General features: G+C 55.5%; 15 protein-coding genes and 2 pseudogenes. 5 read left to right on the top strand and 12 right to left on the bottom strand.

The genetic code is table 11. The features are described from left to right. Positions 1–94 precede the first annotated feature (94 nt). The 6 genes from PEP31012_RS08940 to PEP31012_RS08965 all read right to left on the bottom strand — a co-directional run bounded on the left by PEP31012_RS08940 (position 95) and on the right by PEP31012_RS08965 (position 6,420). The gene (locus tag PEP31012_RS08940) at positions 95–1,501 is read right to left on the bottom strand and encodes an amidase (RefSeq protein ID WP_150589007.1); all 1,407 of its coding nucleotides are present in this window, start codon (positions 1,499–1,501) and stop codon (positions 95–97) included. Between the two features lie 363 nt (positions 1,502–1,864). After that, positions 1,865–2,488, bottom strand: a complete 624-nt coding sequence (gene nthB / locus PEP31012_RS08945; RefSeq protein WP_150589008.1) for a nitrile hydratase subunit beta — start codon at positions 2,486–2,488, stop codon at positions 1,865–1,867. Positions 2,489–2,498: 10 nt separating this feature from the next. Continuing rightward, positions 2,499–3,113, bottom strand: coding sequence for a nitrile hydratase subunit alpha (locus PEP31012_RS08950; protein ID WP_150589009.1), 615 nt, complete (start codon positions 3,111–3,113; stop codon positions 2,499–2,501). Positions 3,114–3,205: 92 nt separating this feature from the next. After that, complete coding sequence (locus PEP31012_RS08955) at positions 3,206–4,882, bottom strand: MFS transporter (RefSeq protein WP_150589010.1); 1,677 nt, start codon at positions 4,880–4,882, stop codon at positions 3,206–3,208. 240 nt (positions 4,883–5,122) lie between these two features. After that, entirely contained in the window at positions 5,123–6,034 is a 912-nt protein-coding gene (locus PEP31012_RS08960; RefSeq protein ID WP_246171209.1) for an NAD(P)-dependent oxidoreductase, read from the bottom strand. After that, positions 6,031–6,420 (bottom strand): carboxymuconolactone decarboxylase family protein, encoded by a 390-nt coding sequence (locus PEP31012_RS08965; RefSeq protein ID WP_150589011.1) that lies wholly within the window; start codon positions 6,418–6,420, stop codon positions 6,031–6,033. Before PEP31012_RS08965 ends, PEP31012_RS08960 begins: the two co-directional genes overlap by 4 nt. A gap of 240 nt (positions 6,421–6,660) precedes the next feature. On the opposite strand from PEP31012_RS08965, the pseudogene PEP31012_RS23950 reads away from it, so the two are divergent. The 3 genes and pseudogenes from PEP31012_RS23950 to PEP31012_RS24205 all read left to right on the top strand — a co-directional run. Further along, positions 6,661–6,870 (top strand): annotated as a pseudogene (locus PEP31012_RS23950) (GntR family transcriptional regulator); the annotation flags it as partial. 15 nt (positions 6,871–6,885) lie between these two features. Next, positions 6,886–7,359, top strand: coding sequence for a GntR family transcriptional regulator (locus tag PEP31012_RS08970; protein ID WP_246171235.1), 474 nt, complete (start codon positions 6,886–6,888; stop codon positions 7,357–7,359). Between the two features lie 162 nt (positions 7,360–7,521). Further along, the gene (locus PEP31012_RS24205; protein ID WP_343039895.1) at positions 7,522–7,869 is read left to right on the top strand and encodes a hypothetical protein; all 348 of its coding nucleotides are present in this window, start codon (positions 7,522–7,524) and stop codon (positions 7,867–7,869) included. A gap of 73 nt (positions 7,870–7,942) precedes the next feature. Here PEP31012_RS24205 and PEP31012_RS08980 read toward each other — a convergent pair whose 3' ends face one another. Further along, a complete protein-coding gene (locus PEP31012_RS08980; RefSeq protein ID WP_150589013.1) occupies positions 7,943–8,839 on the bottom strand; it encodes a LysR family transcriptional regulator in 897 nt (298 codons plus the stop codon). A 103-nt stretch (positions 8,840–8,942) separates the two neighbouring features. On the opposite strand from PEP31012_RS08980, the gene PEP31012_RS08985 reads away from it, so the two are divergent. Both PEP31012_RS08985 and PEP31012_RS08990 read left to right on the top strand, forming a co-directional pair. After that, entirely contained in the window at positions 8,943–10,043 is a 1,101-nt protein-coding gene (locus PEP31012_RS08985) for an NADH:flavin oxidoreductase (RefSeq protein WP_150589014.1), read from the top strand. Positions 10,044–10,213: 170 nt separating this feature from the next. Further along, positions 10,214–10,396: pseudogene (locus PEP31012_RS08990) on the top strand (IS3 family transposase); the annotation flags it as partial. Positions 10,397–10,460: 64 nt separating this feature from the next. Here PEP31012_RS08990 and PEP31012_RS08995 read toward each other — a convergent pair. From PEP31012_RS08995 to PEP31012_RS09015, 5 genes are all read right to left on the bottom strand, one after another. Next, positions 10,461–11,441, bottom strand: a complete 981-nt coding sequence (locus tag PEP31012_RS08995; protein ID WP_150589015.1) for a D-2-hydroxyacid dehydrogenase — start codon at positions 11,439–11,441, stop codon at positions 10,461–10,463. 60 nt (positions 11,442–11,501) lie between these two features. After that, the gene (locus PEP31012_RS09000; protein ID WP_150589016.1) at positions 11,502–12,464 is read right to left on the bottom strand and encodes a hydroxymethylglutaryl-CoA lyase; all 963 of its coding nucleotides are present in this window, start codon (positions 12,462–12,464) and stop codon (positions 11,502–11,504) included. A 77-nt stretch (positions 12,465–12,541) separates the two neighbouring features. Continuing rightward, positions 12,542–13,738: a CaiB/BaiF CoA transferase family protein gene (locus PEP31012_RS09005; protein ID WP_150589017.1), complete on the bottom strand. Its 1,197-nt coding sequence runs from the start codon at positions 13,736–13,738 to the stop codon at positions 12,542–12,544. A gap of 252 nt (positions 13,739–13,990) precedes the next feature. Beyond that, positions 13,991–14,923 carry a LysR family transcriptional regulator gene (locus tag PEP31012_RS09010; RefSeq protein ID WP_150589018.1) on the bottom strand — a complete coding sequence of 311 codons (933 nt, stop codon included), beginning with the start codon at positions 14,921–14,923 and terminating at the stop codon, positions 13,991–13,993. Between the two features lie 13 nt (positions 14,924–14,936). After that, positions 14,937–15,677 carry an N-carbamoylsarcosine amidohydrolase gene (locus tag PEP31012_RS09015; RefSeq protein ID WP_246171211.1) on the bottom strand — a complete coding sequence of 247 codons (741 nt, stop codon included), beginning with the start codon at positions 15,675–15,677 and terminating at the stop codon, positions 14,937–14,939. Positions 15,678–16,028 lie beyond the last annotated feature (351 nt).

The raw sequence follows: 16,028 nt of genomic DNA on the forward strand, positions 1-16,028 counted from the left end.
GAATGCAAATGATGGGCGTGGCGCTCGCGTAGCAACCGTCTACGCGGCGCCCACCAGCTTCTTTCTCGTCAAGCAATGAGCGCAATCGTACACATCACAGAATATTTGGCGCCCGCTTGTGCCAGTCCGTGGCCCCCTGAAACGAGTGTCCAATTCGAAGCAAAGTTGCTTCCGCATTTGGGCGTCCTACGAGTTGCATTCCGACTGGCATTCCATCCTCAGTGAAGCCAGCTGGAACCGACAAAGCGGGAAAACCCAGATAACTTATGGGGCGAGTTAATCCGACCAATTTTCCCAGCATGTCGTCGATCTTGTCTCCGTCCCGAACGTCCGTTTCTGTAATGGTCGGCGTTGGAATCGGGAGTACTGGAATGTGGATCACGTCGACTTGCGAAAAGACTCGCTGCAAGAACTCCTTCGCGGCCACCGCTCTGTAACGAACTGCATTGAGATATGTCGGGGCTGGGATCACGAACCCTCGCTCTAGCCGCGCAACGACTTGCTCTGAATACATTTCACCATGCGCTCTCAATTGAGCAGCATGAAGTGCCGCCCCCTCGGATGCGAATACGATTGCGGCAGCCGCATCTATTGCCTTGACGTCGGGCAGTTCAATCGGTGTGACGACACAATTCAATTCCTGAAGCACCCGCAGCGACTCATCCAGGATATGGCTTATGGCAGGATCAACTGCGTCCGAGTAATAGTTGGTAGGCACGCCGATCCGCAAACCGCGAATCGAGTCATCAATGCCATGAAGGAAATCTGTGGAAAACGCCGCCGCGGTAGTAGGGTCGTCCGCGTCTATGCCGGCAATTGCGTTCATCACCATCGCGCAGTCATAGGCGGTTCGCGCTAGAGGCCCCACCGTATCGAGCGTCGAAGAGAGTCCCATTACGCCTGCACGGCTTACCCTGCCAAAGGAAGGGCGTAGCCCAGTGATGCCGCAAACGGACGCCGGCGTTCGAATCGACCCCCCCGTATCTGAGCCCAACGCCGCAAAATTTGCTCTAGCAGCGACGGACGCAGCAGACCCACTCGAAGACCCCCCGGAAATCCGTTCGGCGTTCCAGGGATTGCGGCAATGTCCAAATGTTTTGTTATGCCCTGACCCACCGACGGCAAACTCCGCCATGTTCAGAACGCCGAATTGTATTGCTCCCGCAGCATCAAGCCGAGAGAGCACCGTTGCAGTGCGGTCTGCCAACGGCATCGGGATCGCAGATCCACATGACGAACGTACCCCCGCCCGGAAAAACATGTCCTTGTGGGCCATAGGAACGCCATGCAGCGGCCCCTTGATTCGGCCCGCGAAACGGTCAGCATCGGCTACCCGAGCTGCAGCGCACGCCGCGGAGCGATCTATATGAAGGAAAGCGTTGAGCTTGGTGCCTACTTCTTCCGCTCGATCCAAAACAACATCCATCAATTCGGCACTCGAGATCTCTCGGTCCGTCAGTGCCAAAGAGACTTCTCGCAGAGACATCTGCAATACGGACATTACGTGTCCCCCTTCACAAGCAAAGCCTCAAACTCCCCGGGCATCAAGCTAAACGGAAGCAAAGCAAACTCTGCCTCCGCGGCTACGAGCATCGGAGCCACCGCGTTTGAGATAACTTCTGGCGGTAGTGACGGTGTCAGACCCGATATAGCAAAGGCCTCAAGGACAAATGGAGCACTCAGTGGTTTCATGAACTTTCGCAGATGCGCGAATACGTAGCTACCCACGTCCGCGTAGGAGCGGCTAAAAAGCGTACAGGCCGATACTTGAGAGCGCTGAGGCATGGATCTCGGCCTTTATGGCACCTAACGTACGGTGACAATCGGTCGCTCCAACGCGTTGGAGCGACGTCTTGAAATGGCGTTACTCGATCACTTTTTCGAGATAACTGTGAAATACTCCGACATGGACCTCGTGGCTTCCAGAATCCTTGGGCCAAATGTCACTAGTCTTGAAGCTGACGTCGTAGCTACGCTGCTTGGGAGACTCCAATCCATGCGCTGCCGCGTCCGCAAACGGATACTCCGGCGAGACACCAACGATAGTTCCTTTCTTACCGCGGATGTATGCCGGCAGGCGAATATGACCAGGTACGAAGTCTGCCTTTACGCGAACCACATCCCCAATATCGAGTTGCGGCAGCGGATCGGCCGCAATGCGGCCGCCTTTGCTGGGAAGGGACAGACGAACCTCTTCTCCCACTGCTGCACATAGCTCTTCGTAGGTAAAGATACCTTTCTCGATACACAACGTGGCGACTGCCGCAAAGGTTCGCTCGAAGTAGGACGCACCAATGTAATGCCGGGGATCCATTCGTTCGATGCCGTGACGGAACTCGTCCATGTTATACAGATGTCGCCCCACCAAGGCACCGGTGATAGCGCTCACCTTAATTTCCCACGCCTCATGAAATGGGTCGGCCTTACCGTCTTTGGTGACCCGACCAAATCCCTGGCGCCCGCCCAAGTCGTGAAATCCGTCCATCATTACACTCCTGTTATTTAGACACGTCGTTGAGACTGGGAAGCTGGGAGAACGGTGGCTCTAGGCGGGTTACACCGATTAGTGAGTCTTTAGTAATCAGGCTGGCCAGTTGCTCTTCCGTCCAGCCTTCCGTTTGCGGCGGACGCATCGGCAAAATCATGTAACGCGTGTCCGTAGTGGTATCCCACACTTTGATGTCAATGCGCTCAGGCAACGTTAGCCCCATTTCCGAGAGCACTTTGCGTGCTTCGCGCACAATTCGAGCGCGATAGTCGAGGTCCTTGTACCAGCCTGGAGCCATGCCGATGATCGTAAACGCGGTGCAAGAACACAACGTGCAACAGATAACGTTTTGCAACGATGCGGTGTTCTCCTTCACCACCAGGCTTCCATGATGCTCGGGCATCATGAAACCCAGCGACGCCGCTGCCGCTTTGCCGTCGGCCAATAGAAATGCCTTGAATGCTGGGTCGGTCCACGCCTTGGCACACAGCTTAGCCCCGTTTTTTGGCAGCCACTCTTCGGTCACCTTGTGTTCGTAATCAGCATGTGTCTGATCATCAAACAGACCTTTCTCCTTGAGCAGCGAACCCAACGCATCAACCTGGCGAGACATATCGATATTCATTTTCTTCCTCCTGAAGTGAAGGGGCGGTCAACGTTCCAAGTTACTTAGCGGCTTGCTCGTTGACCGCGGAAGGGTGGAGTCGGTACTCGAACCTACTGGGCCGTGGGCGTATTGGCGTCCGCAGCACTCGTTGCCGCGCTAGTCCGAGGTCCGCTCGGAAGGAAAATCGTCCCGACGATGCCACAAATTACGCTCAGGCCAATCGGATACCAAAGTCCTGCAAGCACGTCGCCTACAGACAAAGTGAGGTAGGTCGCGATAAAAGGCAGCAGCCCACCAAAAATCCCCGCTCCAATGTGATAGGGAAACGAAATCGCCGTGTACCGAATCCGCGCCGGAAAGAGCTCAACTAGATATGCAGCAAGAGAGGCGTAGGTCATAGCCGCTATGACGGTCATAGCGATTAGGATGAGCAGGATTTTCGTGCGATTGATTCGCGCCGGATCAGCCTTCTCGGGGTAGCCCGCACTTTGCAGTGCAGCGCCATATGCCTTCGCATCAAATCCCGAGATTGTCTGTCCGTTGACGGACATCGCAACCGGCAGCCCGTTGACGGGCGGTACATACGTGAAGTTCACGCCATGCTGCACCAAATACTGTTTTGCCTTCACACACGCTTTTTTGTTGTCTGGATGACTGCTCAATAGCGCGGCGCCAAGACTGAACGAGCAGTCCTCGGAATTTGTTGATGCGTGCAGCGTCACGGGCTTCGCGATCGTGGCCTCTACCAACGCAGGATTGCCCGCACTAATAAGGCTTTCGAACATCGGTCGGAACGTAAGTGCGGTAAGAAAGATCCCCGCAATCATGATCCATTTTCGCCCAATCCTGTCCGAGAGCCACCCGAGAAATACGTATGTCGGGACACCAATCAAAAAGGCAATCGACAATAGGTTGTACACCAGCGACTGGTCAACAGCCACGGCTTGCTGCAGAAAAATGACGACGTAAAACTGCCCTGTATAGAACGATGCAACGGTCCCCGCATTGATGCTGAAAAGAGCAATCAGAATGAGCTTCAAGTTCGACCATTGCGACAGTGCTTCGCGCAACGGATTCTTCGACAAGCGCCCTTGCGACTTCATCCGAGAGAAAACCGGCGACTCATGAAGACGCGCACGGATGTACACAGAGATACTCAACAGAACGATCGAAGCGAGAAACGGAACACGCCAGCCCCATGCCTTGAAGGCATCGGGGCCTATAGCCGTCCTGCAAAGTACGATCACAACAGTACAAGCGAGAAGCCCGAGCATGCAGGTGGACTGAAGCCAACTGGTCAATAGGCCTCGGCGTTTGGGCGAACAGTGTTCCGAGATATACACCACTGCCCCACCGTACTCGCCCCCTACAGCAAGTCCCTGAATAACACGCAGCACCAGAAGCAAAATCCAGGAAAGATTACCTGCAGCCGAATAGCTAGGCAGGCAACCGAGCAAGACCGTACTGGCCCCCATCATGACGACTGTGACGAGAAACATGTACTTGCGACCGAAACGGTCACCGAGATATCCAAAGATTGCTCCGCCAAGGGGCCGGATGACAAAGCCAACCGCGAGCGCAGCAAGTGCTCCCAGCAGCGAGACCATCGGATTATCAGGTGGAAATATGATCGCGCTCATGAAGACGGCGAGCGAACCATAAATAAAGAAGTCATACCACTCGAACAGGGTGCCCAGCGTCGAGGCGAGCACAATTTGCCGCTCCTCAGTGCGGCTCAGTTCTTGATTCTCTGCCAGAGGAGGAAGGTGTACCGGAGATGAGTTCATGATGGGGAGAATTGTCCTGGCTGAACGCCGCCATAGATTTGATAATGTTGTATAAGTATCGCAATGTCAAATACAAATGGCTAGCTAGGGACAATCTCTATATTGGCGACGCAGCCGAAATTTGAGAGCGGCAATCGATGAACGACCAAACAGAAAGCCGTGAATTCGTTCTTTACGAAAGGATCCATGCGAACGACCGACTGTTTGATCAAAAATTTAGCCCATAGGTGGGCGTCCGACCTACTGGATGGAGTCCTCTCCTAGCCTCATATCGGTCAACGCTTCGCAGAAGCGCGCGATTTCAGTGTGATCGCGGCCATGCCCCAGAGTCTTTGCTGCCCCGCTCCATAGTTCCCGGCACAGTGCGGAGAACGGCGTGACGACCCCACCTTCATTCGCCACTTCCAGCGCGATGCCAATGTCCTTCACCATCAAATCAAGGCCGAAATTGCTGTCGAACGCGCGCGAGAGAACGAACTGTCGAAACTTTTTCTGCGTGCTGTTGTTCACACCTGTCGACGCGTTGATCACGTCGACCATCTTGCCCGCGTCTAGCCCAAATTTCTGACCGATGAGAAGCGCTTCGATACCGATTAGAAAACCGCCGGCAGAGACGAGATTATTGAGCGCTTTCATAGCTTGGCCCGCACCAATAGAGCCCACCTCTGTGATGGCGGTCCCCATCGCTTGGAGCAAGGGCCTCGCGCGCGCGAGGTCTTCAGGAGCGCCTCCGGTCATGATGGCAAGCTCACCGGTCTTTGCCTTCGAAACACCACCAGAAACCGGAGCGTCGATCATGCAAATACCATCGGCGCGCAGGGACGACGCAGCGTCTTTGGTAATGCTCGGCATGCCTGAAGTCATATCGATGACCAAGGCCCCTACCGAAAGCGAGGATCGGACTGATTCAAGCGCTTCGACCACATGCTTGCTGGTCGGCAACATCGTGATGACAGCGTTCGCACCCGCCACCGCGTGCTCAAGCGTCTCGGCCGCCACCCCGCCAACATCACTGGAAAATGTCTTGGCTCGGTCCGGAGTGACGTCGTAGACGGACAAATGAAAACCCGCCTCCACAAGGCGCGCTGCCATGGGCCAGCCCATATTCCCGATACCAATGAAAGCTACCTTGTTGAACCCGTCGGCGCTCACGACAGCACCCCCTCTTTTACGAGGACTTCATGCGCCGCCTTGAACGCCGTCAGACCACAAGGGATCCCGGAGTACGCAGTGGCGTGCAGTAGTGCTGCCTTGATCTCATCGACGGTCACACCGTTGTTGAGCGCACCTTTCACGTGCAGCTTCAGTTCATCGGAATGGCTTGTGACGGTAAGCATTGCGAGGTTAATCAAGCTACGCGTCTTGCGATCCAAGGTCTCGTCACCCCAGGCCCAGCCCCAAGCCCATGCCGTCGTGGCCCGCTGAAAGGACATCATGAACGGATCAGCCTTCTGCATCGAGGCATCGACATATTCGGGCCCCAGGACTTCGCGTCGGATAGGCATGCCCTTTTCGAACAGCGCATTATCTTCAGACATATTCAAAATCTCCTTAATAGTGGTTCCTCTGGGTAAGCAACCGCACAAGCCCGCTTGCCGACGCTCATCAAAAATCAATGAGATAACACATCGAACGGCGGAAACGACTGTCCCAGATAGAGGTAAATTTCGCCTTACGGAAAAATTGTCAGACAATATGACATTAAAATAATTGTCCGTCAATCCGACATTTTTACGACTGTGATGTAAAATGCGCCGTCCACTAACCTCACCCCACTTATGAGCAACTCACTAAAAGTCGTCCCGCAATCTGTGCGGCGCCAAGTAGAAGATGGACTCAGGGCAGCAATCGTCTCAGGAAGATTCCCCCCTGGTGAGCACTTGCCCGATCGAGTTCTGTGTGAGGTGTTTGGCACCAGCCGTAGCGTTGTTCGCGAGGCGGTCAGGCGCCTTGAGGCCGAGGGGTTGGTGACGGTGCACGCCAATCGAGGTCCATTCGTAGCGATGCTCTCGATCGAAGAAGCCACCGAAATTTATGAGGTCCGTGCAGCGCTTGAGGCTCTGGCTGGAGAAGGGTTTGCCATTCGCGCGGATGACGCGGAACGCGCAGAACTGCATGCAGTGTTTGACGAATTGCGACGTGTCGGTTCGGAGGTCACCCGAGAGGGTCTACTCGATATAAAGCGACGCTTCTACGAAATCATGACTAAGGGATGCCGCAACACGCTGGTTGCGCGAATGCTAGATCAATTGCTGACGCGCAACGCCCAGTTGCGGGCAACATCACTCTCCAGCAGCAACCGTTTGCCGGCCACAATCGGAGAATTAGCCCAAATTATGGATGCCATCGACCGGCGTGATCCAGTGGCGGCGGCGGCGGCATGCCGCTCGCATGTTCAGGCAGCTGCCGACATCGCGATTGACATTCTCCGAGCGAGGGATAGCCAAGCCGCCGCGATCCCAAACGGACAGACTTAGCATCGAAGATATCTAATAGGCTCGGGTTGTTCTCGCCTACGCGTCGAGTGTTTTCTGACTCACAGTCCATCGTTGCACAAGACAGCGCTCGACTCTCTTGTGACGGAAATCCACTGCGCGCCAATTGGCAACTGTTCGAGGAGCCTCGTAGACGGAATTGTAATGACCCAGCGGAATCTGCTCAGGTCAGGCGGCCAAAGCAAAGGCCTCGGCCGGCGTCGTCATCTTCAGCGCTTGGTGCGGCTGTCGATGGTTGTAGAACTGGATCCAGTCGCCGATCACACGGTTGGCGTGTTACAGCGTTTCGAAGCGGTGACGATGTACGCATTGCTCCTTGAGCGTGCGAATCACGCGCTCGACCATACCGTTCTGTTGTGGTCAGTGTGGCGTGATGAATTCCTGGCGCAGTCCGTAACCGCGTACCAGGGCCGTGTAGGCTCGACTCGTGAAGACAACCCCGTTGTCGCTTCGACGTCGCCACCGATGGCAAGGCCTGAATCCTCGGTCTGAAGCCGGTTGGCCGCTTGCGAGCCTGCCAGCCTAATTCGTTTTTCGGGGGCAAGCTCATGCTGTCGGAGCCGGCCTAGGGGCGGACCAACGGAGCGCACTTAGAAAGCCTCTTCTCCAATGCATCCAGAAATAACCTCACGTGCATCGGGACATACTTACGCGTCGGAAGTACGGCCCAGATGCTCAGGTCTTCCGGCAATGCGTCGACGAGGGGCAGCACCTCAAGCGCCCCGCTGGCGAGTTCCTCACGCACGTCCCAATACGTCAACATGGTGATCCCCATGCCGTCGACGCACGCGGTTCTAAGCCCCTCGACACTACTGCAAACAAACCGACCTTTTGGTCTGAAATTCCGGACCGCTTCGTCCACGCGAAAGGGCCACGACGCCATATTGGCAAGGGACAAGCACTCGTGACTGCCCAGGTCTTCCAGCGTCAACGGTTTGCCGTTCGCTGAGATGTAGCCCGGTGAAGCACAAAGGACTCGCGGATTCGGCGCGATCGATCTAGCGACGAGTTCTGAGTCGCGCAGCGGAGCCACTCGAATTGCCACGTCGAAACCACTGGCCACGATATCGACGATTGCATCACTCATTTGCAGCTCGATGCGAAGCTCGGGGTTCTCGTGTAGCAACTTTGGAATTACCGGCATCACCTCGATCCTGCCGAATGCTGCAGGGGCGGTCACACGCAATAGGCCTCTTGCGCCATGAGTGGCGGGTGCCAGTAGCGTGCGCGCCTCTTCTGAGGCTTCCAACATCGTACGAGCGTACGTCAGAAACTCCTCGCCTTCCGGGGTGAGGGCAACCGCGCGCGTTGTGCGGTGCATTAGACGCACACCAAGATCTGCCTCTAGCGCGGCGAGCCTTCGCGAGGCGGCCATTGCCGTCAATCCAAGTTGCCGAGCAGCTCCAGCAAGGCTTCCGCCCGCGTTGGCTGCGACGAACACAGCAATGTCCTTGATATCCATAGATTGAAACGAAAATCGTTATTCCGGCATCCCAGAATGGAAGGCTACACGCTAAATCCTTCTAGAATTATATTTTGTTTCGTTGTTATCGACGAGACGCCTCATGCCGAACGAATACCCAAGTCTTTTCTCGCCCGCAAAGATCGGAAATCTAACGCTCCCCAACACCTTGGCAGTCGCACCTATGACGCGCGTGACCGCCACTCAGGAGGGTGTGCCCACGGAAACAATGCGACGCTATTACGAGCGCTTCTCGCGTGGTGGATTTGGGTTGGTCATCACAGAGGGAAGCTTCATCGACGAGAAGTTCTCTCAGACCTACGCGTATCAGCCAGGCCTGGCCAATGTTGAACAGGCAACGGGTTGGAGCCCGATTGTCGATGCGATCCATGCATATGGCGCGCGGGCTGTCGCGCAAATTCAGCATGCCGGGGCTCTTTCACAAGGCAACCGGTATCGTGACGGAACGATCGCACCGTCTGCCGTCCAGCCTAGGGGCGAGCAGATGAACTTCTATCGCGGCGAAGGCCCGTATCCGACGCCGCGCCAAATGTCCGACGAAGAAATCATTGACGTCATCAACAGCTTTGGGCGAGCCGCTGCGCTCGCGATCAAGAATGGTGGATTCGACGGTGTTGAAATTCACGGCGCCAACGGGTACCTGCTTGACCAATTCCTGACGGATTACACCAACCTGAGACATGATCGGTGGGGGGGGAATGTCGAGGGACGCCTTTCAGTAAGCGTAGAAGTGGCGAAATCGGTCAGGTGCGCGGTGGGCGAGCAAACCCCGGTTGGCATTCGTATCTCGCAAGGTAAGGTGAACGACTTCATGCACCGCTGGAGCGAAACGGAAGCTGGCGCCGAACTGATCTTCGGGACGCTTGCGCAAGCCGGTGTCGATTACATCCACGTCACGGAGTTCGAAGCTTGGAAGCCGGCATTCGGCGAAGAAGGCCATAGCCTCGTATCGCTTGCTCGAAAATATGCACCCGGCGTTGCGATCATTGCAAACGGCAACCTGCACGATCCAGTTCGTGCGCTCGAGATGCTGGGCGATGGTGCAGATGTAATCGCGCTCGGACGCGGAGCACTGAGCAATCCGGATTGGCCTCACCGCGTGTCTGGAGACATGGCACTATCCACGTTCGATCGGGATTTGCTGGCTCCGATTGCTGACATCAAAGCTGCCGAAGTCGTGTAAGCGACGCAGATCATGGACGATGTTTGCCTTGAGCTGCCATGCGACCGAGCATCATGTCAGTGGGATCACAAGAGCATCGTCTTCCAACGCCGGTGGGAACTGATCTGCTCGGCTAAATCCGGACCAGCCGCGATGCGAGTTTTTTGGCAAACTGACCTTTTGCAGCAAGGGGTTTGCTGAAGGTGGCACGACTGCAAGGTCGGCACTTCGCGACGCGGCATGCTGCGATGGGTGAAATCGTCGACGGACTTGGTTTCGCCGGTGCCCGCCGGCTGCATTCGACATTGAACTACGTCAGTCCCATGATGTTCGAGAAGAATTGGGGCGCCGCTCAACGAGGGCAAGCGGCCTGATGACTTCAGCTATGGGATTCGTGAAACAGGGGCAAGGTCAGATCACCACCTATTACATATCGTCCTAGCGTGAGAGCGCCACGAGATTGCGAGGCTTGCCTGCAACGAAAGACGAGATGTTCTCACTCAATTGCCTTATCAATCCCTCGATGGCTTGCTCACTTGCCCATGCAATGTGCGGCGTCAGAATGAAGTTACTGTAATCTCGTAACTCTTGGAACGGATGCGTTGGCGATGGCGGCTCTTCCGTCGCCACGTCAAACGCAGCTCCGGTCAAAACTCCAGACTTGATTGCTTCCACTAACGCCAATTCGTTAACCAACCCACCGCGTGCCGTGTTTATCAGGAGTGGCTTTTGCTCCATTCTTGCAAACTCTGGGGCGCCAATCATGTTGAAGGTTGCGGGCAGCAACGGGCAGTGAAGCGAAATAATTTCACTGCGCGACAGCATCTCATCAAAGGGCGTAAAACCATCACGAAGACGAGTGGCTCCCTTCCGCTCGGAACGCAAAACACACATTCCCAAGGCGCGCGCGATCGCCGCAACCGCTTGTCCTAAAACACCGTCACCAATGATTCCGATGGTCGAACCGTGTAGATCTCGGATGGGGAAATCAAAGAAGCAGAAACGCCCAACCTCTTGCCATCGTCCAGCTCTAACAGCGTCACGATAGGACAGCAGACTGCGACGTAAAGCGAAGATCAGTGCAAAAGTATGCTCCGGCACCGTGCATGCGGCATAGTTGCGAATGTTCGAAACCTGAACGCCACGGTGAAAGCACGCCTGGAGATCAAGTACATCTGTGCCGGTCGCAGCGACTGCTATCAATTTCAGACGCGTCGCCGCGGTGATGGCTGTGGTATCGAGGCGAACCTTGTTCGTGATTACGATATCGGCATGTTCAACCCTAGCAGCCACCTCACTCGGCGACGTGTGCCCGTGTACGACGAGGTCATGAGGGAAGGCCAGTTGCAACAGATTGATGCGGCCCGCAATACTGTCGCTATCGAGAAAGACCACCCTCAGTGGGCGAACTTCTTCCATGATGAATAAAATTTCAATAAAGCAAATGGGATCCGCTAGCGTGCAGACGATGGCGTGCAATCAGAGGTGCTCACGACGCAAAGCTAAGGCTTGCGCAACATGCGCTGGCAGCGGATGCAAATCGAGTCGCATTCCTGCCTTAAGCACTTGACCAGGTGTGTCCCGCATCACGATGGCCCGCAGCATACCTGCGACGTCAAGCAATGCATGCTGGTCGACCCCCGTGTTCGCGCCATTGAGCTCAAACATATGCACCAAGTCCTCTGTGCACACATTGCCCGTCGCCCCAGGCGCATACGGACATCCACCAAGCCCTCCAAGCGAAGCGTCAAATCGGCGGATGCCTACCTCCATGGCAGCAATTGAATTCGCCAGAGCCATCCCGCGGGTATTGTGAAAGTGAGCCGTCAGCTCAAGCGAGGGGAACCGATGACGCATATCACCGAGTAAGTGCGATACTTGCGCGGGATACGCCATCCCGGTCGTGTCGCAAATGGTGAGGCCCTGCACCCCCAAGTCAGCAAACCGTTCAGCCCATTTGCACACTTCCGCAGGGGAGACGTCGCCCTCCATCGGGCAACCGAAGGCTGTCGACAGCGACACATTGATGGCAACAGACGTCTGCCGGACCAAGCGAATGACATCGGCTAGCTGAGAAAAAGATGCGTCTCGCCCCATGCGCAAATTTGCCAAGTTGTGTGACTCACTTGTCGACATCACAAGATTGACTTCATTCGGCTGACATGATAATGCCCGCTCCGCACCCCGAATGTTTGGAACAAGCACTGTGTAGACAACATCAGGGCTTCTCTCGATTTGCTGCATCACTGCTTCAGCATCTCTTAGCGCGGGAATCGCTTTCGGCGACGTAAAAGACGTCACTTCGATTTTGGCAACGCCGCACCGACCGAGCCGGTTGATCAACGAGATCTTCTCATCCGTGGGAATGAAGGTCGCCTCGTTCTGAAAGCCGTCGCGGGTCACGACTTCATGGATGTAGACTCGATCTTTCGGATACTTCATAGTTTTCTCCATTTCATCAGGAACGCAAATATGTGTTCCGTGCGGCATCGGGTTCCCTTCAGATTCCGGCGCGCCATTTAGGCGATGACGCGTTCGCCTCGCAAGCGGTTGATGTCCTCGCTCGTCAGCCCCATTCGTCGCATTGCGGACTCGGTATGCTCTCCTAGCGCCGGCGCCCGAAAACGGATACGTCCCGGATTCGCCGAAAGTTTTGGAACAACTCCGGGGACGTCTACTTCGAGTCCATCCGCATCACGTACGCGTTCGATGATGCCCCGCGCACGATAGTGCGGATCTTCCGCAATATCCTGCGCGTTATAGATCCGGCCTCCCGGCACACCTGCCTCCTTCAAGCGAGTCAGTGCTTCATCAGGCATAAGGCGAGCCGTCCAAGCACCAATTGCGGCATCGAGCTCTTCGGCACGCGCCACTCGGCCATCGTTCCCGGCAAGGTCCGGAGCATCTCCAAGATCAACTCGGTCAATCAACTGCATAAGGCGCCTGAAAATTGAGTCGCCATTACCTGCGATCAGGATGTACTCCCCATTTGCGCATGGGTACGCGTTCGACGGTGCGATTCCCGGCAACGCCCCACCCGCTGGTGCACGTGATACGCCGAATGCCGAGTATTCGGGCAACAAGCTCTCGGTCATATTGAAGACGGACTCATAAAGGGCTACGTCGATCATTTGCCCTTCGCCACCCTTAGCGTCCCGCTGGTAAAGAGCGAGGAGCACGCCCAACGCGCCATGCAATCCAGCCAAAGTGTCCCCCAAGGACACGCCAGCACGTACAGGAGGACGGCCCGATTCGCCCGTGATGTATCGCAATCCCCCCATAGCCTCACCTACCGCGCCGAAGCCAGGCTCGTCACGTTTGGGACCGCTTTGGCCATAGCCAGACACCCGAAGCATAATCAGCCGCGGATTCAATCGATGAAGCACGTCCCAACCTAAGCCCCACTTTTCCAGAGTCCCAGGTCTGAAATTTTCAATTACAACATCCGCGTCGACAGCCAATTTATGGACCAGTGCTTGCCCGTCCACGCTGCGCAGGTCGATGCACACAGACTGCTTGTTTCGCGATTGGGCTTGCCACCATACGGACGTGCCATTGCGCAGCATCCTCCACTTTCGCAGCGGGTCGCCAGCCTCTGGGGACTCCACCTTTATGACTTCCGCCCCGAAATCGGCAAGCGTTTTTGAGGCAAATGGGCCCGCAATCAGTTGCCCAAGCTCTAACACTCGAATTCCGTCTAAGATCTGCTCACTCATACGCAACCCCTTCACACACGTCGAGGAAAACCCACCACCCAATCACTAACGCGATCCAATGCCCCTACAACTCTGCAGGAACTTTGGAGCAAGCATAATCAACGACGGACTTTCGAGGAATTGCGAAGATGGGATGACGGCTTCGCGGATCACGCAAGCAGCGAGCCGGAAAGTTGGTGTTTAGAGATCGAGGTCGGCGAGCGGGGATCGAACTGAACGGTAACGTCCCCACTATTGTGGGTACGACGAAGGCTAAGGCAACGTCGATACACGGTCGGCATGGGCAATCAATTGCTCCCAGAGCAACTTTCCGGCCGACGAGAGTTCCTTGGTCTCAGAACAGGCCACCATCATCCGCCGATGAGCCCAAGAGTCAGTAAGACGCAAAGCCTTCAGTCTGTATGCGTCCAACAGGGGCTCGCAGGTAGCGCGAGGCAGCACGCCAACACCAAGCCTGGCGCCAACCATTCGACAAAGAGCACCGAAGCTGCGCACCTGAACACGCAACTGAAGGGAGCCCCCCGCCTCTTGTGCTTTGGATGAAATCAACTCAAGTAGAGAACTACCTCGGTTGAGTCCAACAACGGGGTATTGAAGACATTCAGAAAACGACACTTCGTCCTTGTTTGCCAAAACATGATCATCCGGGCAAATCACAACCAACTCGTCCGTGTGAAATGGCACAACAGTCAAACCGTGCGTAGGTGTACCGTCAGCCAGCACGCCAATGTCGGCCATGCCTTCTATCAAAGCACGTACGATATCGCCACTGAGCTGCTCCTCAACGTCAACCTTGATTTCTGGATGCTGCCCCATAAAGGACGCCAGCACCTCTGGCAAGCGTTCAATTAAGGCGGACATATTTGCCCAAAGCCGAACATGCCCCCGATATCCGCGCGAGTAGTCTGACAACTCAGCGCCGAACACCTCAAACCCGTGACATAGGCGGACAGCATGCTGCATCGCGACATGGCCAGCGGCAGTCAACTGGACACCCTGCGTAGTTCGCTCCAGCAGCGAAACCCCTACAGTCGCCTCGAAATCTGCAAGTCGCCTGCTCGCGGCCGACAATGCGAGATGGCATTGCGAGGCCCCTTTGGTAATGCTTCCCGACTGGGCCACTGAGCAAAACAATCTTAGCGTTACGAAATCGACACGCGCAGGGTTGATGATCAATCGTTCCATCCGGGACATGCCATTAAGCGGGGTTGCCGTGTTGCGCTCGGTCGAAGTACTTAAGCACCTCATCCTTTGCCACTACGTCGCCATACTTGCTGTCGATATCGAACAGATTAGCTTCGTGCGGCCCCGGATGGCGATCACCCACGCATTCGCGCGGCACGATGACACGGAAGCCGTGTTGAACACCATCGACCGCACTAGCTCGAATGCATCCACTCGTTGAACAGCCGGTGAGGATAACGGTGTCGATTCCCGCTGACATCAAGGTCGGTGCGAGGGTCGTACCAAAAAAGGCGCTTGCATACTGCTTTGTGACGACGAGTTCGTCTGGGCGCGGCTCGACGCCATCGCAAAAATCAGAGTAGTTCTTCTGGATCATGCATTTGACTACAGGTGACTTCTTTAGCCAGGTTCCACCGTCGATGAAGTTGGCCCGATGATGAACCACGGTAGTATGAATGACGAGAATTCCATTGCGACGCGCAGATTCGAGAAGCATCACTGTTTCTTCGACTGCAGGGGGCACGCCATCAGCAAAGAGTGGGGACTCTGGCTCAGTGTAAGCCTTTGCAAAATCGATGATTACGAGCGCAGCTCGCTCTCCAAAACCAATGCGATTTCCCCAAACACCACGGTAATTGTCTAGCGCTGAGGCCTGCGTCTCTTTCATAAAATTGCAACTCCTGTCTTCAAGTACGGCAAAGCTTCCCGAGGCAGATTGCGCGCTGAGCCGGCTCAAATCGGCACCGAGCGCCATAGGACGCTTTCAGCCCAGCTCCGAATCACAACCCGCGATCGTCACGAGCGCCCGCCATGCATTTGATATTAATATAATAATATCGCAATATCAAAAATAAATTCGTTTCGTCACACCTCGACTGCCCGATCGTGCGATCGTTCAAATCCAGCACTTAGAGGCAAATCGTGACGACTCTCGTTTTCTGCAAATCGTCACTCCAAGCCAACTCCTGCACCAAAATCGACGAAGATCTTGCGATGAGTGTGCCGACGGCACACAACCACTTATGCATGACGAACGCGAAAATCTCGTGAAACTTTCGAGTAGCTTGGGTCATAATCAATCCGAAAACGTAGATTTCAGGGTCGT

The organism is Pandoraea eparura (assembly GCF_902459725.1).
Taxonomy (GTDB): domain Bacteria; phylum Pseudomonadota; class Gammaproteobacteria; order Burkholderiales; family Burkholderiaceae; genus Pandoraea; species Pandoraea eparura.

Coding starts and splice junctions, on each gene's coding strand:
- PEP31012_RS08940 (WP_150589007.1), bottom strand. CDS start 1,501: ATGTCCGTATTGCAGATGTCTCTGCGAGAAGTCTCTTTGGCACTGACG.
- nthB (WP_150589008.1), bottom strand. CDS start 2,488: ATGATGGACGGATTTCACGACTTGGGCGGGCGCCAGGGATTTGGTCGG.
- PEP31012_RS08950 (WP_150589009.1), bottom strand. CDS start 3,113: ATGAATATCGATATGTCTCGCCAGGTTGATGCGTTGGGTTCGCTGCTC.
- PEP31012_RS08955 (WP_150589010.1), bottom strand. CDS start 4,882: ATGAACTCATCTCCGGTACACCTTCCTCCTCTGGCAGAGAATCAAGAA.
- PEP31012_RS08965 (WP_150589011.1), bottom strand. CDS start 6,420: ATGTCTGAAGATAATGCGCTGTTCGAAAAGGGCATGCCTATCCGACGC.
- PEP31012_RS08970 (WP_246171235.1), top strand. CDS start 6,886: ATGCTCTCGATCGAAGAAGCCACCGAAATTTATGAGGTCCGTGCAGCG.
- PEP31012_RS24205 (WP_343039895.1), top strand. CDS start 7,522: ATGACCCAGCGGAATCTGCTCAGGTCAGGCGGCCAAAGCAAAGGCCTC.
- PEP31012_RS08980 (WP_150589013.1), bottom strand. CDS start 8,839: ATGGATATCAAGGACATTGCTGTGTTCGTCGCAGCCAACGCGGGCGGA.
- PEP31012_RS08985 (WP_150589014.1), top strand. CDS start 8,943: ATGCCGAACGAATACCCAAGTCTTTTCTCGCCCGCAAAGATCGGAAAT.
- PEP31012_RS08995 (WP_150589015.1), bottom strand. CDS start 11,441: ATGGAAGAAGTTCGCCCACTGAGGGTGGTCTTTCTCGATAGCGACAGT.
- PEP31012_RS09000 (WP_150589016.1), bottom strand. CDS start 12,464: ATGAAGTATCCGAAAGATCGAGTCTACATCCATGAAGTCGTGACCCGC.
- PEP31012_RS09005 (WP_150589017.1), bottom strand. CDS start 13,738: ATGAGTGAGCAGATCTTAGACGGAATTCGAGTGTTAGAGCTTGGGCAA.
- PEP31012_RS09010 (WP_150589018.1), bottom strand. CDS start 14,923: ATGGAACGATTGATCATCAACCCTGCGCGTGTCGATTTCGTAACGCTA.
- PEP31012_RS09015 (WP_246171211.1), bottom strand. CDS start 15,677: ATGGCGCTCGGTGCCGATTTGAGCCGGCTCAGCGCGCAATCTGCCTCG.